The sequence below is a fragment of the Paenibacillus sp. 7523-1 genome, assembly GCF_002276415.1.
Classification (GTDB): Bacteria; Bacillota; Bacilli; order Paenibacillales; family Paenibacillaceae; genus Paenibacillus; species Paenibacillus illinoisensis_A.
Window position 1 is genome coordinate 72,061 of the sequence record NZ_NPBR01000020.1, and the last position, 25,586, is coordinate 97,646.

Annotated in this window: 19 protein-coding genes; 13 read left to right on the forward strand and 6 right to left on the reverse strand. The window is 49.4% G+C overall.

From position 1 onward, the window contains the following. Positions 1-56: 56 nt before the first annotated feature. Positions 57-824: a helix-turn-helix transcriptional regulator gene (locus CHH60_RS21480; RefSeq protein WP_095361067.1), complete on the reverse strand. Its 768-nt coding sequence runs from the start codon at positions 822-824 to the stop codon at positions 57-59. Positions 825-1,026: 202 nt separating this feature from the next. Between CHH60_RS21480 and CHH60_RS21485 the strand changes: the two genes are divergently transcribed. The 4 genes from CHH60_RS21485 (at position 1,027) to CHH60_RS21500 (ending at position 7,514) form a co-directional block, all read left to right on the forward strand. Beyond that, complete coding sequence (locus CHH60_RS21485) at positions 1,027-3,348, forward strand: beta-L-arabinofuranosidase domain-containing protein (protein WP_095361068.1); 2,322 nt, start codon at positions 1,027-1,029, stop codon at positions 3,346-3,348. Positions 3,349-3,797: 449 nt separating this feature from the next. Continuing rightward, complete coding sequence (locus CHH60_RS21490; protein ID WP_095361069.1) at positions 3,798-4,535, forward strand: hypothetical protein; 738 nt, start codon at positions 3,798-3,800, stop codon at positions 4,533-4,535. 12 nt (positions 4,536-4,547) lie between these two features. Next, entirely contained in the window at positions 4,548-6,236 is a 1,689-nt protein-coding gene (locus CHH60_RS21495; protein WP_095361070.1) for a vWA domain-containing protein, read from the forward strand. Between the two features lie 138 nt (positions 6,237-6,374). Beyond that, positions 6,375-7,514: a toxic anion resistance protein gene (locus CHH60_RS21500; protein ID WP_095288665.1), complete on the forward strand. Its 1,140-nt coding sequence runs from the start codon at positions 6,375-6,377 to the stop codon at positions 7,512-7,514. 110 nt (positions 7,515-7,624) lie between these two features. Here CHH60_RS21500 and CHH60_RS21505 read toward each other — a convergent pair whose 3' ends face one another. Both CHH60_RS21505 and CHH60_RS21510 read right to left on the reverse strand, forming a co-directional pair. After that, positions 7,625-8,158 carry a hypothetical protein gene (locus CHH60_RS21505; RefSeq protein WP_095361071.1) on the reverse strand — a complete coding sequence of 178 codons (534 nt, stop codon included), beginning with the start codon at positions 8,156-8,158 and terminating at the stop codon, positions 7,625-7,627. Between the two features lie 156 nt (positions 8,159-8,314). Then, positions 8,315-8,908: a TetR/AcrR family transcriptional regulator gene (locus CHH60_RS21510; protein ID WP_095361072.1), complete on the reverse strand. Its 594-nt coding sequence runs from the start codon at positions 8,906-8,908 to the stop codon at positions 8,315-8,317. A gap of 192 nt (positions 8,909-9,100) precedes the next feature. Here CHH60_RS21510 and CHH60_RS21515 point away from each other — a divergent pair, with 192 nt between their 5' ends. After that, complete coding sequence (locus CHH60_RS21515; RefSeq protein WP_095361073.1) at positions 9,101-9,859, forward strand: SDR family oxidoreductase; 759 nt, start codon at positions 9,101-9,103, stop codon at positions 9,857-9,859. Positions 9,860-10,013: 154 nt separating this feature from the next. Here CHH60_RS21515 and CHH60_RS21520 read toward each other — a convergent pair whose 3' ends face one another. Next, positions 10,014-11,048, reverse strand: coding sequence for a LacI family DNA-binding transcriptional regulator (locus CHH60_RS21520; protein ID WP_095361074.1), 1,035 nt, complete (start codon positions 11,046-11,048; stop codon positions 10,014-10,016). Positions 11,049-11,131: 83 nt separating this feature from the next. On the opposite strand from CHH60_RS21520, the gene CHH60_RS29930 reads away from it, so the two are divergent. The 5 genes from CHH60_RS29930 to CHH60_RS21540 all read left to right on the forward strand — a co-directional run bounded on the left by CHH60_RS29930 (position 11,132) and on the right by CHH60_RS21540 (position 16,456). Beyond that, on the forward strand, positions 11,132-11,308 hold the full coding sequence (locus CHH60_RS29930; RefSeq protein ID WP_176476160.1) for a hypothetical protein: 177 nt from the start codon (positions 11,132-11,134) through the stop codon (positions 11,306-11,308). Positions 11,309-11,492: 184 nt separating this feature from the next. Continuing rightward, a complete protein-coding gene (locus CHH60_RS21525) occupies positions 11,493-12,782 on the forward strand; it encodes a sugar ABC transporter substrate-binding protein (protein WP_095361075.1) in 1,290 nt (429 codons plus the stop codon). 45 nt (positions 12,783-12,827) lie between these two features. Continuing rightward, positions 12,828-14,183 (forward strand): sugar ABC transporter permease, encoded by a 1,356-nt coding sequence (locus CHH60_RS21530; protein WP_095361076.1) that lies wholly within the window; start codon positions 12,828-12,830, stop codon positions 14,181-14,183. Further along, positions 14,180-15,016, forward strand: coding sequence for a sugar ABC transporter permease (locus CHH60_RS21535; protein WP_095361077.1), 837 nt, complete (start codon positions 14,180-14,182; stop codon positions 15,014-15,016). The genes CHH60_RS21530 and CHH60_RS21535 overlap by 4 nt, the downstream gene beginning before the upstream one ends. Before the next feature lie 150 nt (positions 15,017-15,166). Further along, positions 15,167-16,456 carry an MFS transporter gene (locus tag CHH60_RS21540; RefSeq protein WP_095361078.1) on the forward strand — a complete coding sequence of 430 codons (1,290 nt, stop codon included), beginning with the start codon at positions 15,167-15,169 and terminating at the stop codon, positions 16,454-16,456. 82 nt (positions 16,457-16,538) lie between these two features. Here CHH60_RS21540 and CHH60_RS21545 read toward each other — a convergent pair whose 3' ends face one another. Further along, on the reverse strand, positions 16,539-18,644 hold the full coding sequence (locus CHH60_RS21545; protein ID WP_441339408.1) for an alpha-amylase family glycosyl hydrolase: 2,106 nt from the start codon (positions 18,642-18,644) through the stop codon (positions 16,539-16,541). 552 nt (positions 18,645-19,196) lie between these two features. On the opposite strand from CHH60_RS21545, the gene CHH60_RS21550 reads away from it, so the two are divergent. The 3 genes from CHH60_RS21550 to CHH60_RS21560 are packed head-to-tail and all read left to right on the forward strand — an operon-like array spanning position 19,197 to position 23,415. Beyond that, positions 19,197-20,573 carry an alpha/beta hydrolase gene (locus tag CHH60_RS21550; RefSeq protein ID WP_095361079.1) on the forward strand — a complete coding sequence of 459 codons (1,377 nt, stop codon included), beginning with the start codon at positions 19,197-19,199 and terminating at the stop codon, positions 20,571-20,573. Then, positions 20,573-21,997 (forward strand): hypothetical protein, encoded by a 1,425-nt coding sequence (locus CHH60_RS21555; protein WP_095361080.1) that lies wholly within the window; start codon positions 20,573-20,575, stop codon positions 21,995-21,997. The genes CHH60_RS21550 and CHH60_RS21555 overlap by 1 nt, the downstream gene beginning before the upstream one ends. Continuing rightward, the gene (locus CHH60_RS21560; protein ID WP_095361081.1) at positions 21,994-23,415 is read left to right on the forward strand and encodes a class I adenylate-forming enzyme family protein; all 1,422 of its coding nucleotides are present in this window, start codon (positions 21,994-21,996) and stop codon (positions 23,413-23,415) included. Before CHH60_RS21555 ends, CHH60_RS21560 begins: the two co-directional genes overlap by 4 nt. A 217-nt stretch (positions 23,416-23,632) precedes the next feature. Here CHH60_RS21560 and CHH60_RS21565 read toward each other — a convergent pair whose 3' ends face one another. Next, the gene (locus CHH60_RS21565; RefSeq protein WP_095361082.1) at positions 23,633-25,405 is read right to left on the reverse strand and encodes an alpha-glycosidase; all 1,773 of its coding nucleotides are present in this window, start codon (positions 25,403-25,405) and stop codon (positions 23,633-23,635) included. Positions 25,406-25,586 lie beyond the last annotated feature (181 nt).

The following is a 25,586-nucleotide window of genomic DNA, read 5'->3' on the forward strand; positions in this document are numbered from 1 at the left end:
GAATTTCTATGAGTCAGTCTATGCGACAATCTTATGATTTCGTACTAATCCATTGATTATAAACGATTGAGCTGAGTGGAATACAGGTTATTGCGATATTCTGTTGGCGTACTGCCTTCGTACTGCTTGAACATGCGCAGGAACAGTTTGTAATCCGAGAATCCGCATTGCCCGGCTATTTCCTTAACACTGGCATTGGTATTGAGCAGCAGCTGTTTGGCCCGGTTAATTCGCTCGGTAAGGATGTAGGTTTTCAGCCCAATGCCCTTCTCGCGTTTTACCATTTTGGAGATATAATCCTTGTTAAAATTAAAGTGCTCCGCAATCTTGCCTACTGTTATATCGGTATGGAGATGAATACCAACCCACTTGCAAATATGGTCAACAACCGCATTATGAGGGCGATAACCAGCCTCCGTATTGCGTTCCAATTCTTTTAACAGCAGGAAAAGTGCAGCATTTGCCTCTTCAGTGGAGAAGGAGGAGACATGCAGCAGCTGCTTGAACAGCTGATTGGCCGTAGAGGGTACCGGGATAGTCGCATGTGTAGGATAACGATCGAACTCTTCAGCCATCGTGTCATAGTGAACCCAGTAAAAGCTGACAGGAGCATCGCTGACTTGATATCCGTAATGGGTATGGCCGGCTCTCAGAAACAGCAGATCATTGGCGCGAACCACGTAATGTCGCTCCTCCTCCGCAATGTACATTTCTCCCTCCAGCATCAAAATGATCTCATGCACAGGCATGATCCGTTTCATGTGTGTCCAATTGCCTTCCGTGATGAACTTACCGCACAGATAAAATTCGAGTGGCTTCTGCATAAGACGGATTTATCCACCTTTTCTTGGATTATGAGTCTGATGTAGTTGTATTTTATTTGATAATATGTGGATATTCAAGGGTTTGTATGAATTTGGGGTTATGAAGCAGCTGGTGGGTAGAACGGATTTTACCCTCTCGTATGATGCCGGAAAGATATCAGGAACTATAACATTCTGTACATAATGAGGAGGAGCATAGGTCATGATCGAAACGAAACGGGGATTTTTGGGTCCGGAGCACGTGCAGCTATTAAACGGGGTTTTCCAAACGTCTCAGGAGGTCGGGGAACGTTACCTGTTATCGCTGGATATTGATCGGTTTCTGGCTCCGTGTTATGAAGCACACGGGTTAACGGCGAAGAAGGAGCGGTATGCCGGCTGGGAAGCACGGACGATCAGTGGACATTCCCTGGGGCACTATATGTCTGCTCTGGCAGTGACTTATCAAGCCACAGGTAATGAGACGCTCAAACAAACATTGGATTATGCCGTGAACGAACTCGCGGGAATTCAGAAGACTACGGGAAGCGGCTATATTGGCGGTTTGACGGAAGAAGCATTCCATATCGCATTCCGGGCCGAACATATCGGTGGATTCAATATCGGTGAATACTGGGTTCCTTGGTACAGTGTGCACAAGATCTATCGTGGTCTGATTGACGCCTATACACGGACAGGCAACGGACTGGCACTTGAAGTTGTTACTCGATTTGCAGACTGGGCGGTAGAAGGATTGCTCCCGATGACAGAAGAACAGATGCAGACGATGCTTCAAAGTGAGCACGGAGGCATGAATGAGGTATTTGCACAATTATATGGGATCACTGGCAAAGCCGTATACCTTGAGATTGCTAACAAGTTTACCCATCAGTTGATCCTTGGACCCTTGGAACACAAGCAGGACGACCTTCAAGGCAAACACGCCAATACTCAGATTCCCAAAGTGATTGGTGCTGCCGAAATCTACAACCAGGATCAATCTCGAGAAAGTTATCGGACGGCGGCGGAGTTCTTCTGGGACACAACGATTCATCACCGTTCCTATGTGTTTGGTGCCACGAGCATATCGGAACATTATGAAGCAAAGGGTATGGAGAGTCTTGGCATCAAAACCGGGGAGAGCTGCTGTACCCACAACATGATGCATCTGACGAAGCAGCTGTTTGCCTGGAACCCGGACAGTGCCTACATGGACTATTATGAGAACGCTATCTACAATCACATTCTGGGCACACAGGACCCTGACACAGGGAATAAAACGTATTTTGCCTCAACCCTTCAGGGCCATTACAAAATCTATGGTACACACGATACCGCATGGTGGTGCTGCACAGGCTCAGGCTTGGAGAACCCGGGCAAATATGCCGAGGCCATCTATTTCGAAGATGAACAGGACCTGTATGTGAACCTCTATATCGCATCCGGGCTGGACTGGACGTCACAAGGGCTATCCCTGAAGCTTGAAACCGACTTTCCTTATTCGGAAAAGGTAACCCTGACGATTACCGGAGGACGTGCCCCGGCCAATCTAAGACTACGCGTGCCCTCTTGGCTGGAGGAGCCAATGACGGCAACCGTCAATGGGGATACGGCTCATCCGTATACACGGATGGAAGCCGGCTATCTCTCCATCCAGCGCACTTGGTCTGCCGGGGATGTCGTGACCATCACCCTGCCAATGTCGCTGAGCCGATACACGTCCAGGGATGATACCCACAAAGTCGCCTTCCTGTATGGACCCATTGTGCTCGCGGGCGCACTGGGAAGCGAAGGGCTGCCGGAAGATACCATCGTGGATGAGACGGCTCTGAATCCGAAGACAGCAACCGTGCCTGTGATTTGGACGGAGCAGGAAGATGTCCGGGAATGGATCAAGGTGGTGGATAAGGGGGCGTTAACCTTTGAGCTTAGCAAGGATGTGACGTCTACGGGTGAAGCCGTGAAGCTGGTTCCGTTCTACGATGTGCATCATGAGTTTTATACGGTCTATTGGCCGTTCAACGATGAAGGCGATGCACTGGAGAAGGAACTGAATGCGATTACGATCGACAGGGTGCAGCCAGACGGTCAGCAGGACGAGATCGGGCATCAGCTGGATAGCAACTGCCGAGCAGAACATCACAATGGTTCATACACGGATAGCCGTAATAGGCTGCATATGTGGCGCGAAGCTTTTGGTGTCAGCGAAGCCTATTTCAGTTACCGGCTGGCCGTGGATGGTTCTGGTACCAATGTCTTGTGCGTCGGCTACTGGGGCGGGGATCATTCACCATTTGAACGGGAAGGGACGAGGTATGACAGAACATTCAACCTACTGGTGGATGGAACCGTAGTTGGCGAACAGCGAATTCATCTGAACAAGATTGGTGAAGTGTTCTATGCGACCTATGATATTCCTCAGGCTGTTACCTCTGGTAAGGAGAGTGTGACAGTTACGTTCCAGGCCATTGGTGATCATGGGTGCGCAGGGAAAGTCGTAGAGGTGCGGACAACCCGAAGCAAGCCAAACTTTGTGATCTCATAAACGGGCAGAGCATGGAAATCAGCTAACACAATGGTATAATGAGGACAAAGTCGTACCCTTTCATCAGCTGTTCAGGCTGGAATAGAAGAATAAAATTTAAGTTACTCCGGTGCCCTGTGCCCGGAGTATTTTTGGTTGCTTTTTCGGCTCGTCCTATATAAAAAATGACACGTAACCTCTGGATTCCACGTATTACCTGTAAATCTTTCTTTTTCCTTTAACGGATATTTTCGTTTGTCTCCTCCGTCGTAAATCGGTTCAATAGTGAGCCGTCAAAAATCCGTCCACATGTCCCTGTATCGATGAAATGGGATAAGCTGGCGTCACGTATATTAGGAATATCCATATTCTTCGACCGAATCAGGGCTGCATCATGTACAATGAGTGATATACGCTAGTGGGAAATATCGACAATTGATCCGTCATATAGCGAGAAAGGAGGTCAGTGGATTACGATGACCAAATACATAAAATGGCTAGGCCTGATCTTCGGCGTTGTTGTCCTCAATATTTTGTTATTTTCACCAGGCTTCATCGGGCTTGGCTTCGGTGGTGGAGCCTTCTCCACTGCACTGTCCGTCACCATGCTGTTCGGAAGTGTGATGGCCCTGTGTTACGGAAGTTATACCCTGCTGTTCAAACAGCCTGTAGTCTTGCCGGTTAAGCAGATCGAGACACATGAAGATTATGTAGAAGCTTTATCCTTTTACAGACGAATTAAAGTGCTGGAGGAAGATATTACGCTGGGATTGTCCCAATTGAGCCGGATGAAGAAAAAGAAAGAGACGCTCCTGAACGTGCTGAACCAGCGGTTCGATCCGGGGGAGCTGAGTTATAAGAAATTTGCCTCCGTCACGCTTGAAGTGGAGAAGCTGCTGTATCTCAACATTCGAAGCGTGCTGAACAGACTCCATGTGTTCGATGAAGCCGAATACGCCGCCTTAATGAAATCCAAATCCTCTAAGATTCCACCCAAATTAGTTCAGGAAAAGACCAAAGTGTATAACGACTATCTATCCTATGTAAAAGACTCGCTCCATACGAATGAAGAAATACTGCTCAAACTTGACCAGCTGCTGCTGGAAATATCACGCCTGGACAGCTTTGAAGCCGGGGATATTGAACAGATGCCCTGTATGCAGGACATTGATCAGTTAATCAAGCACACCAAATTATACAGACAGTGAGGGGTTGCATTTATGGCCAAGAAGGGGAAGTTTTTTCTCATATCGATTGTGATGTTGGTGCTCGTGTTCGGATTGGTCTATGCAGGAATTACATTAACATCGAATTTCGGCAAATCCAGTACACAGGTGACAACAGAGAATGCAGGCAAAGAATTAGGCAAGTTGTATGCGGACATTGCGCCATCGACAGCTGAACCCGTGAAGGGACAGATTGATCTCGATCCGGTTGATGTGGCAGAGTCCCTGCCGGATATCTCGAAGTTCCCGATTACCGTTGAGAATACCACGAACGAGTATGTCGAGATTTTCTCTTCCATTGAGAAATCAGGCACCGGAGCAGACGGCTGGTTGACCGAGGTCAGTGAAGAATTCAACAAGGCTAACATTACAGTGGGAGGTCAGCCGGTATCGGTAAAAATCCGGAATATTGCTTCCGGTACGGCAGCCGATTACATCAAGTCTGGCAAATACGTGCCTGATGCATACACACCTTCCAACGAACTGTGGGGCGAGATGGTTGCCGCAAGTGGTGTGAAGACCGAGAAGGTGTCCGATAGACTCGTGGGCAACGTTCCCGGAATCGTAATCTCCAAAGCCAAATATGATTCGCTCGTTGACACGTACGGCTCCGTCAATGTCAAAACGGTCACCGAAGCGATTGCCAACAATGAACTCGCAATGGGGTATACCGACCCGTTTGCCAGCTCCACAGGACTTAACTTTCTTGTGACGGCACTGAATACGTACGATAGCTCCAATCCGCTGGGGGAGAAAGCGATTGAAGGTTTCGAGAAGTTCCAGGCTAATGTGCCATTTACGGCTTCCACAACCATTCAGATGCGTGAAGCCGCGAAGTCGGGCCGATTGGATGCTTTTGTGCTTGAATACCAGACATACGTCAATACCGCAGACCTGAAGAGCGGATATGTTTTTACCCCGTTTGGTGTAAGACATGACAGTCCGCTGTATGCACTGGGGCAGCTGCCGCAGAACAAACAGGAAATCATTCAGAAATTCGCTGAATTCGTCACTCAGGATAAGTACCAGAAGTCGGCAGAAGAGTTCGGATTTAACGGTTTGCAGGATTACAAGTCCGAGCTGGCAACCGTCGATGGGGGGACTCTATTATCCGCACAGAAAGTATGGAAAGAGAAAAAGAACGGAAGTAAACCGATCGCTGCCGTATTCGTAACGGACGTATCCGGAAGCATGGATGGAGAACCACTGAACCGGTTGAAGGAATCTCTTCGCAAAGGTCAGAAATATCTCGGTACCGATAATAGTATTGGCCTTGTTTCTTATTCCAGTGGCGTAACCGTTAACCTGCCGATTGCCAAGTATGATACCAACCAGCAGTCCATGTTCGTCGGGTCTGTGGATAGCTTGCAAGCAGGGGGCGGTACAGCGACCTTTGACGGTATCGTGGTAGCCATGAAGATGCTGGAGGACTATATGGCGGCTGATCCGAACGTGAAACCGCTGATTTTTGTCCTGAGTGATGGAGAGACCAATGAGGGACATACACTGAAAGATATACGTGAACTGGTCGAGACATATCAAGTGCCGATCTATACGATCGGATACAACGCTGACATCAAAGCACTGGAGAGCATCTCCAGCATTAACGAAGCGGCGAGTATCAATGCCGATACCGATGATGTCGTATACAAGATCGGAAACCTGTTTAACGTCCAGATGTAAATAAGTAATCTACCCTGAAAAAGGGAGATCAAGAAATCTGGGGATAACAGCGATCGGAAGATGGTACTGCATTCGTAGTGGGCGAGTGTAATCATCATTAGTTCATTTATATAGCTTGTAATTTAAGGGGGAGTTCGGATGTCGTTTTCGATGGAAATACCCAGCCAGAAGGAGATTCAGAAGGTTATCGAGGAAGAGGTGAAGCCTGTTCCAGCCGAGGTGGCAGAGCTGCAGCAGGTGGCGAACGCCAACGTGGAGATGATCATGTCGCTGGATCTGGAATCACTGGATAAGCGCAAGGAGATTTTGCAGTCCATTGAAGGCTTTGGCATGAACACGATGAGATCCTCATCGGAGAAAAACGCGCTGCTTCAAGTCTCTGTTGGACATCTGTCCAAGACGGGAGACGAGGGCGGTCAGGTCGCCAAAGGCTTGACCGAGCTGCACATGCAGCTCAAGGATCTCGACCCCAGCGTGGTCGATTTCGCCAAAACCGGATTCCTCGGCAAATTGTTCAACCCGCTGCGGGCCTATTTTCTCAAATACCAGAAGGCCGATGCAGTCATCGCCGATATTGTGACCTCGCTGGACAAAGGCAGGGCAACATTGCGCAATGATAATACAACACTGGAGATCGAGCAGCATACGCTTAGGGAACTGACCAAACGATTGCAAAAGGAGATCCAGCTCGGCGTGCTCATGGATGAGTCGATTGACGGACAGATTGAAGCAGCAAAGGTTCGGAATGAAGACCCGGAGAAAGTCCGGTTTATCACCGAAGAAGTATTGTTCCCGCTGCGTCAACGGGTCATGGATCTGCAGCAGATGCTGGTCGTGAACCAGCAGGGCATCATGGCGATTGAGGTGGTGATCCGCAACAACAAGGAATTGATCCGCGGAGTCGACCGGGCCAAGAATGTGACGATCTCGGCATTGAAAATTGCCGTTACCGTTGCCAGTGCGCTGTACAATCAGAAGATTGTTTTGCAGAAAATCGAGCTGCTGAATCAGACGACCAATGACCTGATCGCAGGCACGTCCAAGATGCTGAAGGACCAGGGTATCGCCATTCAGAAGCAGGCATATGATGCCAGCATATCAGTCGATACGATGAAGCAGGCCTTCACGGATGTGCTGTCCGCACTGGATTCCATCAGTGTATATAAGCAGGAGGCACTACCGCGAATGCGGGAGACGATCAACCAGTTCCGTGAACTCGCGGATACCGGTGAGCAGCAGATTCAGCGCTTGGAGAAAGGGCAGAAGCTGGGGCTGTAATGAGAATAAATACGTATTAGATTTTATCTTTATATTAAATTTAAAAAAGCGGCCATTCTCCATTATGCATGGGGAATGGTCGCTTTTCTGGGTTTCTATGAAGATTGGTACTAGCTGCCATAGCCCAAACTTCTTGCATAAGCGTATAACTGCTCTTCGCATTGGCTCATAAGAACATCAGCGGTGTTTACTTTGGCATTACCCTGTTTTAGTAACGTGTAATTTACTTTTTTCTTGGATACTGCCTTTTGGTACAATAAGTACCCTTCAAGCTGAGTGTAGCTTGCCTTGATAAATGTGGCGTGGATTTTCTTGAGTTGTGGGTTGGTAGGCTTGATTTGCTTTGCCTTGGATACCAATTTCGTATAATTGGGGATTACCGTATTTGTAAGTTTAAGATACATGGACTTGCGATTCGTTGAAGTTACCTGGGTGTCGATGCTTTCCAAAGCGGTAAAGGCTTTGGACTCATAAGTTTCAAGAGCAAATAACTGAGTAGTGTACTCTTTAAATTCTTCATAACTCTGATTTGAATATGTAGATGTTGCTTCTTTGGCTGCATTCGCAGAAGTGGCTGGAGAGAGAAGCGCTTCGCCAAGCAAAACCAAACTGGTAATCAATGATATAATCCATGACTTCTTCAAATGTAATGTCATCCTCCTTTTGTTTGTATTCCATTGGATAACCTAACATATAAATACCAGAAATTACAGGAATGTATTTACATCATTTTGGTTGTGAAGTTTCCTCGAAATTCTTCTCGATCCCCATACTATAGGGAAGTATAGCAATATAAATTTTTAGTCTTTCAACACGACATTGTCAGGCCGGTAATGAATGATCTTGAACAACTCCTCAGCCATGTAGGCGGGGGTGTGCTTGAAATCCTGTCTGATCCACTCCAAGATCATGCCGAAAATCGCATGAGACTGATAGCTTGCCAGCAGTTCAGGGTTGATGTGCTGCGGGAAGATCTGATTCAGATCCTTTAAGGAGAGATCCCGAAGAACATCACAGATCATGCGCTGAAAGTTGGAAGAAGCCTCGGATTTCACAACCAGCGTGTAGAATTGTGCGTGCTGGTGCACATGCTCAAATATGGTGATTGCCGAAGAGGGCATCAGACCAACCTCGAATTTTTTCATACCTTGATAGGGTTTGCGAAAAGAAGTCACCAGATCCTGTATCACATCATCAATAATTTCATCAAACAGATCTTCCTTGTATTGATAATGTCTGTAGAAAGTACCCCGATTCAGATCAGCGCGCTGCACAATATCCGTAATAGATATTTCTTTAAAGGGATATTTCTGCATCAAATGGATGAGTGCATCCTTCAGTGCAGCTTTTGATTTCTTGATTCTTCTATCCATTGAATTGGAAATATCAGACATGTGGAATCCTCCTGAGAAAGGCCTATTTAAAGTAAAAGTACATTTAGGCTCTATAGTGTTCATTAACGTACAATTGGGCAAGCTTTTACTGATTGAACCAGAATGCTATGACTTATTATACTAAGGATAAGAGTTAATGAACATTTGTTTGTTAACTTATTGTAAACGAATACACAAAGGAGGATACATCAGATGAAACTTCAAGATAAAGTAGCAGTAGTTACAGGCGCAGGTTCAGGTATGGGGAAAGCGATCGCAACGCTCTATGCACAAGAGGGGGCCAAAGTGGTTGTGTCCGATATCAACGAGGAGTCCGCACAGACGGTTGTCAATGAGATCAAAGCCCAAGGCGGGGAAGCCATCGTTGTGCTAGCCAATGTGGCCAATGAAGAGGATGTGCAAAACCTGATCGATACGACAGTTAGCACGTACGGTACAGTAGATATTCTGGTGAACAATGCAGGAATTATGGATGGCATGGAGCCGGCTGCAGAAGTAACGGATGAGAAGTGGGAACGACTCTTTGCGGTGAATACCACGAGTGTAATGCGTACAACGCGCAAAGTGCTGCCGATCTTCCAGGAGAAGCAAAACGGCGTCATCGTTAACGTTGCTTCGGCAGGCGGATTGCACGGTGGACGTGCGGGAGCGGCTTATACGGCATCGAAGCATGCTGTAGTCGGCCTTACCAAAAATACAGGGTTCATGTATGCAGAGCAAGGTATTCGCTGCAACGCCATCGCTCCGGGAGGGGTAGCAACCAATATTGGTTCCTCCATGGCAGGAATCAGCCAATTCGGCGCATCGAGACAACAACTGGGCATGGCGATTAACCCGCGCATAGGAACAAGTGAAGAGATTGCCAAGGTAGCCCTGTTCCTCGGCTCGGATGAGTCCAGCTTCGTGAACGGAACTGTGATTGAAGCGGATTCAGGCTGGAATTCCTATTAATCCCTTCGTAGATTGAAAAAACCGAATAATGATATGTAAACAGGAAGCCGCATGCTGCGGCTTCTTTTTTTGCTGCTACCCATTGTTACTAACCGAAGGTATTTCAAGAAATAGGACAAACGTTTGCATTGCTGCATGGAATTTCGAAAATCGTTTAAATGGAGGCAGGTTTAGACTTCGAAAAGAGAGAAGATTCGCGCACAATTAAACGATGCGGAATAATGACCGGATTCTGAGGCAGCGTTTCCCTGTTCAGAATTTTCAACAACACTTGAACGGCAGTATAACCAAGCTGGTAAGTTCCAATATCGATGGAGCTTAGGGGCGGAGAAGCCAGTTCCGATAAGGCGATGTTGTTAAAGCTGACCACGCTGATATCTTCAGGTACACGATAACCTAGTTCGGCAAGAGCTCTCAGTACGCCAAAAGCAACATTGTCATCAATCACAACGATGGCGGTAGGTCTGTCCGGCAGGGCCATGAACAATGACATCGCTCGGAATCCGCTCTCTTGTAGAAATTCACCTTCCACAATCCAGTCATTATTGGTATGAAGTCCCGCTTCGGCAAGTGCCTTTTGGTATCCTTGCATGCGGTCATGCGATAATGTAATGTCCGGTGGGCCGCTGACGAATCCAATCCGTGTATGCCCTTGAGCAATTAAATGCTGGGTCGCATCATAAGCGGTCTGTACGTTATCGTTATCGACCATGGGTGCGTCCGGGTGAGCCTCGCTGCGTCCGATCAGTACGAAAGGGAACTTTTCCTCTTCCAAAAAGGAGATGATTGGATCGTCCCGTTTGGAGCCTAACAGCAGAATGCCATCCACTCTTCGTCCATGAACCAGGCGGGAAATGGCGTGCAGTTCATTGTCTGATGACGTTTCGGTGGTCAGCAGCAGTTCATAATTCATGCGGGTGGCATGCGTAATAATTCCTCGCAGCAGCTCTCCGAAAAAGTAGTTCTGAAACAGCTCTTCTGCAGGACGTGGAAGCATAATGCCGAGAGTTTGGGTTGTTTTGGATACAAGGCTCTTGGCCATGATATTGGGATGGTAATTCAGTTCTTTCATAATTTGCTTCACTTTGAGAGACGTCTCGGTGCTGATTCTGGGATGGTTGGAAATCACCCGTGAAACTGTAGAAGGGGAGACACCCGCCATTTTGGCAATATCTTTGATCGTAATCATGTAAAAAATCCCTTCTGATCCATCATTTCAACATTCTCCTATGGTAATGCAACAGATTCGATAAATCAATTGCAAACTACAGCATGGAGGATACAGAAGAAGTAAAAATAAGGAAGAAGAAGACAGATCAAGCAAACAGGAAATTACTGGCGTTAGAACAAGAAATATGGATGAAATTGAACAAATATGGCTTGTGCAAACGTTTGTGCAAAGAAAGCCTGATATTGTATGATTTGATTGTTGTTGTAGCGCTTACATAAGTGGATTTAGCCTACATCTTAGAATATTTCTCCCTGAATACATACTTAGGAGTATCCTTGTCTTCCATTTGAGCAAACGTTTGTGCAAAAGCGAACATGGATTGCAAAACCTGCATCATTTGTACCAATCAAGGGTGGAAAGCGCGAGACTGGTTGAACCAAACAGAGGAAAGGGGACATTTACATGAGAAAATGGCAAGGGGCAACATTGTCTGTCATCATGGCCTTTACATTGGCCGCATGCTCGGCTGGAGGTGGAACGACCTCTCCGGCAGCGGGGGGAAGCGAGAATCCAGAGGAAGTTGTGGAGCTGACGGCAGAGAATCTTCAGCCGGAGGAAGGCGCAACTTTGGTCATCTGGGAAGATAAGAACCAACAGAGTTTTGTAGAGGAGAGAGCCAGGCTGTTTGAGGAAAAGTATGGTGTAACCGTGAAGATGGAGGAGCTGCCTCCTACCGATCAGGTAACCAAGCTGACAACGGACGGTCCGGCAGGACTCGCAGCAGATGTGGTCGTATTCCCACATGACAAGATTGGAAGCGCTTCAGAGGCGGGTCTCATTTTACCGAATGATATTTTTGAAGCAGAGACCGTAGCGAACACCAGCGAAAATGCGCTGAAGGCCGTAACGTTTAAGGACATTTTATATGGATATCCGTACAGCGTGGAAACGTATGCTCTCTTCTATAACAAGGCACTGTATCCGGAAGCACCGAAGAATTTTGAGGATATTGTCAGCTTCGCCAAAAATTTTAATGACGTGAAATCCAACCAATATGCCCTCATGTGGGAGCTGCAGCAGTTCTATTACAATTATGCGTTCCTGGCTTCCCAAGGCGGCTATATTTTCGGGGATAACGGAATGAACAGCGAAGATCTTGGCCTGAATAATGAAGGAGCCCAGAAGGGTGGGGAGTTCCTGAAGACACTGAAGTCGGAAGTGCTGCCGCTCAAGATGGGTGACGTGAACTATGATATCAAAAAAGGATTGTTCTCCAGTGGGAAGCTGGCTATGGACATTAACGGTCCTTGGACGATTGCCGACTATCGCAATGCAGGTATTGATTTCGGTGTTGCACCACTCCCAGCAATCGATGGCAAACCAATGACATCCTTTTCTGGCGTGAAAGCCTATTACGTCAATGCATTTACGCAATATCCGAATGCAGCCAAACTCTTCGCGGCTTTCCTCTCCAATGAAGAAGCACAGATGACCAACTTTGAAATGAACGGCACGCTTCCTGCCAACGCCAACGTGGCAGCCGATCCGAAGGTGCAGGAGGATCCGATCAACAAGGCGTTCCTTGAGCAGTTCAACAATTCAACGCCGATGCCTTCGCTTCCAGCAATGGATAGCGTCTGGGGTCCGATTACATCAGCCATGACGGATATCTGGGATGGCGGCAAGGATGTGAAGGCGTCGCTGGATAACGCCGTGAAGCAGATCCAGGAGAGCCTTGCAACGGTTCAATAATCGGATGAAGCACCTGGTTTGGAGAAGGTGGGGAGGAGAGAGCGAATGAAACAGCAGCATGTCCCGGTGTCTGCTCCGCCCAGCAGGGAAAAGCAGCACCGGATGACAGCGGCCATATTATCGATCATACTGCAAGGTCTAGGACAGCTGTACAATCGGCAATGGATCAAGGGAATTTGCCTACTGTTACTGGAGGGGGCAGGTCTTGCTTACCTGCTTCCCCGCCTGTCGCAGGCCGTATGGGGAATATGGACACTGGGGGAAAATACGCAGCGTTTTGTCAAAGTGAATGGGTCTACGGTGCTTCAACGGGGCGACCATTCCATCTTTTTACTGTTAGAGGGAATTATTGTGCTGCTCGTGTTTTTTGTGTTTATCATTGTCTACATCCTGAACATCCGTGATGCGTACCTTACGGGACTTGCGAGGGAGGAAGGAAAGAAAACACTGGGAGCGGCAGCTTCACTCCGTAACATGATGGACAAAAATTTCCCGTATCTGTTTTTGTCCATTCCGGCTCTGGGGGTACTGTTCTTCACGATCATGCCGATCCTGTTTACAATCACCCTGGCGTTTACCAACTACTCGGCACCGGATCATATTCCGCCTGCCAAGCTCGTGGATTGGGTAGGGTTCAAGACATTTAGCGACCTGATTCAGCTCAAATCATGGAGTCATACCTTTTATGGCGTATTAACATGGACGGTTATATGGGCGATACTCGCAACCGTGACCACTTATTTTGGCGGGGTACTTGTAGCGCTGCTGATTGAGCAGCGGGGCATCCGGTTCAAAAAGCTGTGGCGGACGATCTTCATTCTCCCTTATGCCATACCACAGATCATTTCCTTGCTGCTCATGCGGAACCTGTTCAATGGTCAATTCGGTCCAATCAATACGTATATGAGAGCTTTTGGTCTGGAGGGACTGCCCTGGCTAACTGATCCATTCTGGGCCAAGGTCACGGTCATTGTTGTTAACATGTGGATCGGTATTCCGGTCAGCATGGTACTGATCCTTGGCATTCTGACGGCGATTCCACGTGATCTGTATGAGGCCGCTGAAGTGGATGGAGCATCCGCATTCCAGAAATTCCGGATCATCACGATGCCATTCATCCTTTTTGCAACAACTCCGGTGCTTATCATGCAATTTGCCGGAAACTTCAACAATTTCAATGTCATCTTCCTGCTGACCAACGGTAATCCGTTACGAGGCGACTACCAGTATGCAGGGGCAACAGACCTGCTGGTGACCTGGCTCTACAAGCTTACGCTGGACAACAACAAATACAACATGGCTTCAGCGGTGGGCATCATCATCTTCATTATTATCGCGTCGTTTTCCATCTGGAATTTCCGTCGCTCCAAATCGTTTAAGGAGGAGGACATGATTCAATGAAGAAACGTAATAACCCGCTGCGCCTAACCCTTAGTTATGTGCTGCTGATTATCATCGCCGTGGTTTCCATCTATCCGGTATTGTGGATCTTTCTCTCTTCCCTGCGACCTGGTGCGGCACTGTTCAGCGAGCGCTTATGGCCAGAAGCCTTTACCTTGTCCCACTATGGAGAATTGTTCAACAATCCATCCTTCATGTATGGCAGGTGGTATCTGAACACGCTGAAAATTGCCTTTTTCACCATGATCTTCTCCACGCTGATGGTGACGCTCGGGATGTATGCCCTATCCCGTTTCCGTTTCAGGGGGCGGCAAACGATTCTCTCCACCATGCTGATCCTAGGCATGTTCCCGAGCTTTATGAGTATGATCGCGATCTATATCATTCTGCTGCAGATCAAGCTGCTCGATACGCATGCCGCGTTAATCCTGGTGTATTCTTCCGGAGCGGTACTCGGCGGATTTATCGTCAAAGGATTCTTCGATACGATCCCGCGCAGTCTGGATGAGGCAGCACGCATTGATGGTGCGAGTCATCTGAAGGTGTTCACCAGCATCATCCTGCCGTTATCCAAACCGATGCTGACCTATGTGGCGCTAACCAGCTTCACTGGTGCATGGATGGATTTCATCTTCGCCCGCCTGGTTCTTCGGACGAAGGAAAACTGGACGCTTGCAGTAGGCATGTGGGACCTGGTTAATCGGTACCAGGACAGTAACTTCACCATGTTTGCCGCAGGGGCTGTGCTGATCGCGATACCGATTACGCTGCTGTTCGTGTTCCTCCAGCGCTTCCTGGTCCAGGGGCTCACTACAGGTGCTTCTAAAGGATAATGCCGTGCCAGTAACAGCATAGATGGCCGCCTCTACGCGGCCGTACATTCAGGCACTTCCGCCATGTCATGTCTCTTTTCGACGGACATGACAACGGAAGTGCCTGATTTTGCATAGGGCTCCATCATAATTTGGGGAGGAAAGGGATGTATGGGAATAATACCGTCCACTGAGCCCGAGGCGATTGGATATCAAGATGGACAAGCCTTGCTGGGCGAAGAAAACAAGGTTCCTCCAAAGCTCTGGCAGCATGTCACCTTCCGCAGGATTTTATATGGTTACGGCATCTCCGTGTTCGGAGACTGCTTTAACGGCATTGCCATCAGTCTATGGGTGCTCCAGACAACTGGAAGTGCCAAGAGCATGGCTGCCGTACAGATCTGCAACATGGCAGTCAGTTTTTTATTTGGATCATTCGCAGGTACCGTTGCTGATCGGTTGGATCGCCGGAAGCTGATGCTGACCTCGGATGTATTTCGGGGCGTGATGGCCATATTCATCGCGGTTAGTTTGTTTGGGCTGCATGCACCATTTCCTGTGCTGCTGCTGATGCTCTCGCTTTCCATGTTCTCCAGTCTGTTTCAGGCGCCTGCATTCCACGCGTCTGTGGCAAGCATGGTGGGCAGAGAGCACATTCAGCAAGCTACGGGAGCCATCCATCTGGTGGATAACCTGGCCCGAATCAGCGGGCTTGCTGCAGCCGGGATCGCGGTTGCCGCCTTTGGCGGGTTTGTCGCCATATTGATCACGGGAGCAACCTTTCTTTTGTCGGCGGTCTGCGTGCTGATGGCCGGTCGCTTCCCAGAGATCCGACGATCTGAAGACCAGAAGACGACCTTTGTTCAAGAATGGCGGGGATCATTCTCCTATATCTACCGCAGTCCTCTAATTCGGTCGATCGTATTGCTTAATCCACTGCTGATTTTATTTTTCATGTCGGCCATGATGCTTGTTCAGGTGATGGCAGTCAAGGTATGGGAGGCAGACCCCGTGCAGTTTGGATTGATTGAAACCTGTATTCCGCTTGGTTATATGATTGGATCGGGGGTGTTGATCGCATCGGGGAAACGAATGAAGCGAAGAGGACGATGGGTATTTATCGGTCTGCTGGTACTGGGGCCGCTCTATATTCTCCTGTCCCAGGTAACTTCGCCCATGATGGCACTTCCGCTCATCATGGGCGGGGGAGCGATGTTTGCCTGCTGCACGATGCTCACCCAGATCATGCTAAGAACAGCGGTACCCGATGAGCTGCAGGGGAGAATCTATGGTGTTGTCGGTACAATTACAAGCACGGCGCCTATCCTGGGATTGACAGTTGTCTCGGTGATGGCTGATCAGTGGGGTGCAGCGGCGGTGCTGGAGGGACTCGGTATGCTGCTGCTCGCAACCGGAATTCTTGCGGCAACCACATTGAAGTCCATTCGAACGTACCGATAAACCAGAAACAGATTAAACGTCAAAACCCGGAGCGTACGCTGTATAAGCGCTGCTCCGGGCTTCCTTAATGAATCATGGCTAGTTATTGCCAGTTTACCGTTACTGTGGCTGTACCACTCGTCGGGGTTGTAAAGGTGTGATTGGATCCACCCTCCCACGTAATGGTAGCGCCGTTTTTCTTAAAGAACTTGAATTCCAGCTGTTTCCCGGCTGGAACACTTACGTCATAATACCAAGTCGGGTAGGCGTGAATGACCTGATTGAAAGCCGGTCCAATAGAAGCTGAACCTGTGGTCCAGTTACCGAGTTCGGACACGTTGCCTGTCAGGTAGATATTCTCACCCAGCGCGGTTGTGGCATTATTGATGACGAACCGAACCGATACCTGATCGCCGCTAAGGATGGTGAAATCGTTATAGGCGTTGCTGTTCACACCATTGGCAGCTACTTTCACTGCATAGTCACCGCCTGCTACTGGTGGAATAGTGACTTTAATTTGAGTGTCTTCCCAGGAAGTGATGGCTGAGCCCGTAACGGCTGTTGTACCGAAGTAGACGGTACCTTTGGCAGAGCCGAACCCGCGTCCGTCGATGGTAACGACGTTACCTGGTTTGCCCATTACAGGGCCAACGTGACCGATGGTCGGCGTCGTTTCACTTGCCGTATACTGCCACACAGCGGTAGCTCCTGCTGCGAGCGTGAAGGAAGAAATATTGCCTCCGCTGGAAGTAACATTGTTTCCGTTCAGCACGCCGCCCAGCACATCGGTGTATGTTCCTGATGGAAGCGACGTATTCAGGTTGGTGATACTGGTTGGCGTCGTGAGATTGCGGTTAACGGCCACGACGGCAACGCTTTTGCCAAACTTGCGCTCATAGATATATACATCATTGTTGATCCAGCGCTGTTGTGTGGAACCGTAGGCAATCGCCGGGTTGGATTTGCGCAGAGGTGCCAGCTTGCTGATGACGCTGAACGCTGTAGTCGATTTGGAGAAGGAAGGCATTTTGCCCCGGTTATCCGGATCGCCGTTCCCGGTCAGATACTGCTCGGTACCATAATAGATGGCAGGTACGCCGCGTGATGTCAGCGTGAAGGCCAGAGCCTGTTCCAGGCGACGGTTGTTCACCGCACTTGTTTTGAAACGGTCCATATCATGGTTGTCAATGAAAGTGACTTGGTCATTCACTTGATTGTAATCTGCTGCCGTAGCCGTAAGCATGGAATCCAGCGCGTACATGTTGGATGTGTTATCCCGGAACACGTTGCGCACAGCCGAATTGAAACGGAAATCAAGCAAACTCATGCCGGATTCGTTGGCAAAATCTGTGTTATCCGCATCGGGTGCAGCAGATCCCAGGAACCATTCGCCGAAGGTAAATACCGGCTTGTGTGCATAGATGGATGACATCCAGTTCTTCTGCCAGCCCTGAGGCATGTGCTTCACCGCATCGACACGGATGCCGTCCACGCCCATATCCAGCCACAGCTTGATGGCGTCTTTGAAATATGTATCGATCGTGCTGTTATTGTGATTCAGATCGGCCAGATCGTAGAGGTTTTTGTAAATGCCATTCTCAAGAGTGGAGAAATCGGAGCCGCCATTGTGGTGGAAATATCCGTTCGTATCATTGGTGTACCCGCCAACCAGGTTGCCGTTATCGTACAGCTTGCCATTCTCAGCGAAGGAGGTATCGGTTTCCATGGCAGGGGACGTATGGTTTGGCGCAAAATCAATAATGATTTTGATGCCTTTAGCATGTGCGGTGGTTACCAGATTCTGAAAATCGGTCATGGTTCCGAAATATGGATTGGTCTTCTTGAAATCCCGTGCCCAATAGCCGTGATAAGCAGTGTTGGTTACACCACTGTAATTGATGGTTGCAAAAATATTTTCGACAGGCTGGGAGATCCAGAGGGCTGTGACACCCAGGTCACTGAAATAGTTGTCATTGATTTTGTTAATCAGCCCCTGCCAGTCGCCTCCGCAGTACAGCTTCAGGTTGCTGCATGTGCCATCAAAGGCAGCCCCGGTAGGGTTGTTGGATGGGTTACCATCCAGAAACCGGTCCGTAAAAACTTGATAGATGACATCGGTACTGAAATTTTGCTTGTTGGTGACAGCCGTATCCGCATCGGCATAAATCGCGGAAGCAGGCAGGAAAGGCAATGCACTGCCGGCAAGCATGCTGAACGTTAGCGTGGTACTGAGGAGAACGCGTTTGGCCATTTGAAACATGGTAATCCACCCTTCATGAATGTAGTAGTTTTCAACAAAAACAACTAACCTGGCTCTTAAATAATAGCGCTTACAATTGTACGAGGAGACATTCTTGTGGCTTAAAGACTTCCCTCCTTCGACACGCCAACAACCCCGGTATCTCCTGGGGAGTTACCGGGGTTGTCCTAAACCGCTTGGGTTTAAAAGCATGGCCCTCGAGTTATGATCACATCGTTATCGTAAGAAATAATTACAGTTATGTCAATAACTTTTTTAGAAGCATTTTTTTTCTATTTTTATATTTACAAATGACGATCCGGGACTTAAACTATTCGCAGATCCACCAATATGAGGGCCATGTATTTTAGGACATTGATGTGTCTTGAAACAACCCCGTCTCTACTGAGGCGGGGTTGTTTGTGCATGCAGCCATGGCGGGGATGGAATGAGGGGAACGTAGGGTACCTGAATCATGTATGATTCGGAGCAATTCGGAGATGAGAGGCGGTTGATGATCCATTGAGCACGCATTCGGTCATTGAATGTCTGGAAGGTATTCGTGCGTCACAGCTGGGCAATGTCCGCAATATTTATGTTTACCTCCCGCCAGGTTATCAGGAGCAGACGGATCGCCATTATCCTGTTCTGTATGTTCATGCTGGTCAGCGGGCTTTTGGTCCATCTGGACCCGGTAATGAAACGTGGCATATGGATCGAGCGGTGGACGAGCTAATTACCGCCGGGCGGATCGAGCCACTGATTATGGTTGGCATTGCACATGTTCGCCCGGTTACGCACAACGAGTTATATCACTTCATTGCACCCGAGAGGGAAGCCATAAGTGTGGGTTGTTCAGGGATCGCATACGAGCATTTCATCATTCATGAATTGAAGCCACTGATCGACCATCGATACCGTACGCTTCCGGACAAGTCCAATACAGGGCTGCTTGGTTCATCAGCAGCGGCACTATGTACACTTCATATGGGCATGCGGAATCCGGAGGTATTCGGCAAACTGATAATGATGTCGCCGTTTTTGGTAGATGTGCAGCTGGATGAATGGTCGGACAGCGGTCTGTTGGAGGAAGCCATGTATCGCTTGCCGGATAAGGTGCCAGACGTCCAAATGTGGATGGACATTGGGGATGCAGAAGGACTCTTTCAGCCCTCCCAGGTAAGAAAGGTTGCTCATGAATTACTTGAGAGAGGGATCGGAACTCGGGATCGCATGGCTTTTCTGGAGCAACCGGAAGCCTGCCATCAGGAATCCGATTGGGGCGCACGCGTCTACCTTCCGTTACTGTACATGTTCGGCGAAGTAGGCCAACCTATGGCATTGGAAATGCAAGGCAGAGAGATCATTGGTTTATCCGGTGGAATGAACACGTGCATTAATGCACGACTCCACTATGATAGCGGATGGGTACAGAGCCTGCTCGAAGGGAGCTATACAACAAGTCATCCGCATGTGCTTCAAGTACGTCCGAATGGTGAATTGGTGCCTGTCGGCCCAGGCAGTGCGCTCATCACCCTGACCGTAGGAGAATTATCGACGACCCGTCAGTATACCGTTGTTCCTGAACTATCTGCTCACGTTGAGGTGTGTATCTCTGCTGAAGTGGAACATGAAGAAGAGCCTGCTGAATCCATTTATGGAGGGATGGGCATGAAGCTGGTTCGCACGGGAACGGGGCGTTATGAAGGCTGTTACCGTGTTCCACGCGATAGTGGTTTTTCCTTTCGGTTCACACGCGGTTTCCGGCGCTTTGAGACGGACATGAATGGCAACTCCGTAGCCAATCGGGTCATTCGGGCAACAGATAACTTGTCAGTACATTACAGCATTCAGTCTTGGGGCAGTTCGACTGCCAAAGCGGGAACAGGAGGCCAATGATGATGATCCAATCGTTCGCTCCAGTAATGGACATCCCGTACTACTATCCCTGCAACTTTCCTCTGATTCATGAGGTGCTTCTACGGCAAGGGTCGATCAGCAGCCTGGCTCTGCTCGCCGCAAGCCGATTATACTGCCTCCCTTCGTGCGCGGATAACGGACTGGTGAAGCCTTATTTTCACAAGCTGGACTATGAGGAACCGATCTGGGAGATGTATGGCCAGCGGGAGCTGGGCAGCTTCGAGGAGGGGAAGGTGCATATGCGGCAGCATATAGGCGAAGGCGGACTTTTTCTCGCTACGGGAACTAGTTATCATCTGCCTTATTGCGAAGATTATCAGAACCCCGAGTACATCCGCAAACATGTCAAACCAGGCTCTCGTCTGCATCTGGTAGATCACTGGATTGCAGTGTATGGCATCGATGATGAGCATTTTCACGTCTATGATCCGGTTCCCTCGAAATATATCGGAAAGGTCTCCCAAGAAGCCTTTCATGAATTCTGGAAAGGAAACCAAAGCATACCCGAGCTAGCTCCTGCGAAGCGCAAGGAGAAGCTGCGTACCTATGGCACCATGGACGTCCGCGCAACCGGAAAGCTTGATTCCTCCGGTTATCGTGAGATGTTGACCCAGGCGCTGGGGACACAGATCAGTGAATTTATGACGGGTAGGACCATTACCCAAGGGGAGCGCAGCTATCATTTTGGACAGGGCGTGTCCCTTCATTTGATGAAGGCACTGCAGGAGTGGGAGGAAGGGAATTTAGGGAATCAACCGAATGACACGCTGATAGCGGGTCTGCTGTTCGATATGCGCTGGAGCCGCTATTTTCTCCGGGATCTGCTTCAAGAAGCCGCACTATGGCTTGGTTCTCCACTGGATCAGTATTCCGTAGCGTTTGATGCAATCATTGAACGGTGGGAGAAAGCAAACCAATTGCTTCAGGTCAGTCGGATCAAGCAGCGGGCGGATTGGCGGGTACAGCTAACAAGCGTAATACACCAGTTGATCGCCGATGAATGGCGCTGGTACGAAGCTCTCCGAAGTGCTGTTCCGCAGGAGGCATGCTTCAATCGGCAGATGGCCCCGCGAACCGAAAATGGCTACAGGGATGCCCTGCTCCGCATTGTGCTGGATAGCTGCCGGGAACTGAATGCGTATCATAATACGACCATACCCCTCGACAAGGGTGGGAATGCACCGCTATATGGCCGGGATGGACAACTGGATTCACTGGAGCTGGTGTCCTTGCTTGCTGTCGTCGAACAGGGGCTTGAAGACGAATGGGGAACTGGAGCAGGAGCTGCACTTTCCGAGATGGCCGCAGCCTCATTGCCGGAGAGCCCGTATCAAACGGTTGGATCGCTGGTGGACTATCTTGAACGTCAATGGCTGCCTGATCAGGAGGAGGATGCGGGATGAGCATTCAATTCCTGCTGGAGAGATTCGCAGAACAAGGCGCGCGTCCCGCATTCATCTGGGAAGATCGGGAGTATAGCTACGCATGGCTGCTCGAGCAGATCGTGATGATGGATGAATGGATTGCGGCAGAAGGACTGCATGGGCAGCTCGTAACGCTGGAGGAAGACTACTCTCCCTATGCGGCCGCAGCGTTCATTGCACTTCTTGGAAAGGGATGCATTGTGCTGCCCATGGACCTTCATCTGGTTGAAGCCAAGCGGCAGGAATATATTCGGCTGGCACAGGTGAAGTGGCGTCTTGGTATTGAAAATGGCAGGTTATCGATCCGGGATGAGTCTGATGCCTGTTCACGTCCTGCTTTACTGGCTGCGCTTGAGCAGGAAGGTGTGGGTGGACTCGTGCTCTTCTCATCCGGATCGACCGGTGTGAGCAAGGCCACGGTTCATCGTGCAGATCGGCTCTTACAGCGTTTCCGGCGGCAGGTGCGGCCATTGCGAACGATTCCGTTTATGATGTTTGACCATATCGGCGGGGTAAATACAATGCTGCAATCGCTGTCCAGTGGAGGCTGCCTGTGCATTATTGCGGATCGTTCCCCCGAGGAAGTATGCCGGACGATTGAGAAGCATCGAGTTCAGGCTCTCCCGGTTTCTCCAACATTCATGAATCTGCTGCTGCTCGGCCGAAATGATGAGGCATACGATCTATCGAGTCTTGAAGTTGTCTCCTACGGGTCAGAGGTCATGCCCGAAACGGTACTGGCCGCCTGGAATCGACGGTTCCCTGGGATACGAACGATACAGGCTTATGGTATGTCTGAACTCGGCATTCTGCCGACACGTTCCAAGGAGCCAGGATCGCTGCTGTTTGCCATTCATGATGATCACGTCAAGTTCAGGGTAGTTGAAGGAGAACTTCAGATCCGGACAGAAACAGCCATGATCGGTTATCTGAACGCCCCGTCGCCATTTACCGACGACGGATGGCTGCGCACAGGGGATGAAGCGGTACTGGAACAGGGGTATATCCGTATCCTCGGCCGCCGCTCCGAGATCATTAATGTAGGCGGGCGTAAGGTGTATCCGGCCGAAGTGGAGAGCATTCTGGAACAGATGGACTGCATCCAGGCAGCAGTGATTACAGGAGAACCGAGCAGCATCACAGGGCAGAAGGTGAAGGCCACCGTTAAGCTCGCGACAGACGGCACGCTTGCCGAGCTGCGACGATTGATCTGGGCGTACTGCCAGGACAAGCTGCCCCCGTACAAGATTCCACAGAAAATTGTCATTACGGAAGAGGGGCTTGTGAGCTCGAGAATGAAGAAAGTCAGAACACCTTCAGCAGCTGATTCACCCATGGATGAAGTTGCGGCAGCGAGGGAAGAGACATCAGCAGCTTTGGAATCGGAATCGTCGTAAGCTTATATCCTAAGAAGAGGGATGTTTGATATTTCATTATTCATTAGGGTATTGGAACGCTTAATGGGACGTTTAAGAGAGAAGGGCTGGACGTTATTCAACGTTCAGCCCTTTTTATGCCCGGAAGAAGAAGGGGATTAATGAAGTACAAGAAATAAGGTGCACGGACGGTGAAATGTCTAAGTCTTAGACTGCTGCCATAGGAACGGTCAGGTGATCAGGCTTCTGCAGGTTGTTTCACTTCGAGCTGCAGCAGGGAGAAGCCGTAAGCTTCCAGTTTTACAGATAATCTGTTTTGTTTCGCTTCTATAGAAGTGGTCGTAAACAGGTCTCGCCAGACGCTTCGATCTGTCAGCGGCAAGTCTACACTGCAAGCTTCGTCACCAGCGTTCAGCACGATGAGGAAACGTTTGCCCGTCGCTGAATCCACTCGTTCCATTGCAATAACCGGATCTCCAGCTTCGGCAAGGAGAATTTTCAACTCGGTGCTGCGCAGTGCAGGGTGCGCTTTGCGCAGGGCAATCGTCTGCTTAAAGAAGTCGAGAAGCTCAAGATTCTGCTTGGTTTCATCCCACTCCATACATTTGCGGCAGCCGGGATCATATCCGCCATCCAGACCCACTTCGTCTCCGTAATAGATGCAGGGTACCCCTGGGTACGTGAGAAGCATTGTAACGGCAAGCTTCATCTTGCGGATATCCCCGTCGCACAGGGTAAGCAGTCTGGGTGTATCATGGCTGCCCAGCAGATTGAAGGCAGCTTCGGTCACAGGCTGGGAGTAGGCTGCGAGCAGCTTGCCGATCTCATTCGCGAAGCCGAGTCCATCCAGCTTGCCGTGAACTGCATAGTCCAGCACCGAGTTGGTGAATGGGTAGTTCATCACCGCATCGAACTGATCTCCCTGCAGCCACATCAGCGAATCATGCCAGATCTCGCCGAGCAAATAGGCGTCAGGCTTGATAGCCTTTACTGTTTGACGGAATTCACGCCAGAACTGATGATCCACCTCGTTGGCAACGTCCAGTCTCCATCCATCGATGTCCATTTCCTCAATCCAGTACCGCGCGACCTCCAGCAGATAGGCCTTAACCTCGGGATGCTCCGTATTCAGCTTCGGCATAAGCGGTTCGAAGGCAAAGGTATCGTAGGTCGGTATGCCATCTTCAATGCGTGGCGGCCAATCCCTGATGTAGAACCAGTCCGCATAGGGGGAAGCTGCCCCGTTCGCCAATACGTCAGCAAAAGGAGGGAACTCTCGGCCCGAATGGTTGAAGACTGCATCAAGCACAACCCGAATGCCACGCTGATGACAGGCATCCACCAGCTCTTTCAGTTGTTCATTGGTCCCGAAATGAGGGTCCACCTTCATATAGTCAGCCGTATTGTACTTGTGATTGGTTGTAGCCTCGAACAGCGGGCAGAAGTAGATTGCATTCACGCCAAGCTGACTCAGATGATCCAGATGATCAAGCACACCCTGCAGATCCCCCCCGAAGAAATTCACTGGTGTAGGCTCCCCTCCCCAAGGCTCGGCGTTCTTCGGACTAATGGAAGGATCACCATTCGCATAGCGTTCAGGGAAAATCTGATAAAATACAGCGTCCTTGACCCAAGCAGGCGGTTCAAAAATGTCGACCGGATTCATAAACGGGAAATCGAAGAATTCCAGCGGATGTTCCGGCAGAGCTTCCTCGAATCCGCGTTCGGTCATCCAGACGCTTTTCTCGCCCTCGACCAGCTGGAAGCCGTAACGTAGTCTCCGGTAAGGAGGCTGGGTTTCGACTTCCCAATAATCGAACAGCTCATCCCTTGCGAAGATCCGCATGGGTGTGTGGGTGATGGTCTGCTCCCAGGCATATTTATCCCCGGTAATGGCGATAACGGCATCCAGATCTCCGCGCTTGGAACGCAGCCTCAGGTGCATGGTGGACCGGTCGTAGGCATAGGACCAGTTTAATTTGGGACGATGGTAAATGGCTTCAAGAATCATGTTGAATCACTCCTTATACGATGAAATTCAGATGATATTTGGCCATGAAAACGCAAAAAAGGCACAACCTCCATTGTTCACGAGGTTGTACCTTTCGGCAGCATAGCCTTTTGATTATACGGCTATTATACGAATTATCCTGGCAAAAGAAAACACTTTTTTTTCCTGAAATCTCATTTTA

What these genes read in the sequence shown, in the direction of transcription:
- CHH60_RS21480 (WP_095361067.1), bottom strand. Translation starts at nt 824, where the DNA reads ATGCAGAAGCCACTCGAATTTTATCTGTGCGGTAAGTTCATCACGGAA.
- CHH60_RS21485 (WP_095361068.1), top strand. Translation starts at nt 1,027, where the DNA reads ATGATCGAAACGAAACGGGGATTTTTGGGTCCGGAGCACGTGCAGCTA.
- CHH60_RS21495 (WP_095361070.1), top strand. Translation starts at nt 4,548, where the DNA reads ATGGCCAAGAAGGGGAAGTTTTTTCTCATATCGATTGTGATGTTGGTG.
- CHH60_RS21500 (WP_095288665.1), top strand. Translation starts at nt 6,375, where the DNA reads ATGTCGTTTTCGATGGAAATACCCAGCCAGAAGGAGATTCAGAAGGTT.
- CHH60_RS21510 (WP_095361072.1), bottom strand. Translation starts at nt 8,908, where the DNA reads ATGTCTGATATTTCCAATTCAATGGATAGAAGAATCAAGAAATCAAAA.
- CHH60_RS21515 (WP_095361073.1), top strand. Translation starts at nt 9,101, where the DNA reads ATGAAACTTCAAGATAAAGTAGCAGTAGTTACAGGCGCAGGTTCAGGT.
- CHH60_RS21520 (WP_095361074.1), bottom strand. Translation starts at nt 11,048, where the DNA reads ATGATTACGATCAAAGATATTGCCAAAATGGCGGGTGTCTCCCCTTCT.
- CHH60_RS29930 (WP_176476160.1), top strand. Translation starts at nt 11,132, where the DNA reads ATGGAGGATACAGAAGAAGTAAAAATAAGGAAGAAGAAGACAGATCAA.
- CHH60_RS21525 (WP_095361075.1), top strand. Translation starts at nt 11,493, where the DNA reads ATGAGAAAATGGCAAGGGGCAACATTGTCTGTCATCATGGCCTTTACA.
- CHH60_RS21530 (WP_095361076.1), top strand. Translation starts at nt 12,828, where the DNA reads ATGAAACAGCAGCATGTCCCGGTGTCTGCTCCGCCCAGCAGGGAAAAG.
- CHH60_RS21535 (WP_095361077.1), top strand. Translation starts at nt 14,180, where the DNA reads ATGAAGAAACGTAATAACCCGCTGCGCCTAACCCTTAGTTATGTGCTG.
- CHH60_RS21540 (WP_095361078.1), top strand. Translation starts at nt 15,167, where the DNA reads ATGGGAATAATACCGTCCACTGAGCCCGAGGCGATTGGATATCAAGAT.
- CHH60_RS21545 (WP_441339408.1), bottom strand. Translation starts at nt 18,644, where the DNA reads ATGCTTGCCGGCAGTGCATTGCCTTTCCTGCCTGCTTCCGCGATTTAT.
- CHH60_RS21555 (WP_095361080.1), top strand. Translation starts at nt 20,573, where the DNA reads ATGATGATCCAATCGTTCGCTCCAGTAATGGACATCCCGTACTACTAT.
- CHH60_RS21560 (WP_095361081.1), top strand. Translation starts at nt 21,994, where the DNA reads ATGAGCATTCAATTCCTGCTGGAGAGATTCGCAGAACAAGGCGCGCGT.
- CHH60_RS21565 (WP_095361082.1), bottom strand. Translation starts at nt 25,405, where the DNA reads ATGATTCTTGAAGCCATTTACCATCGTCCCAAATTAAACTGGTCCTAT.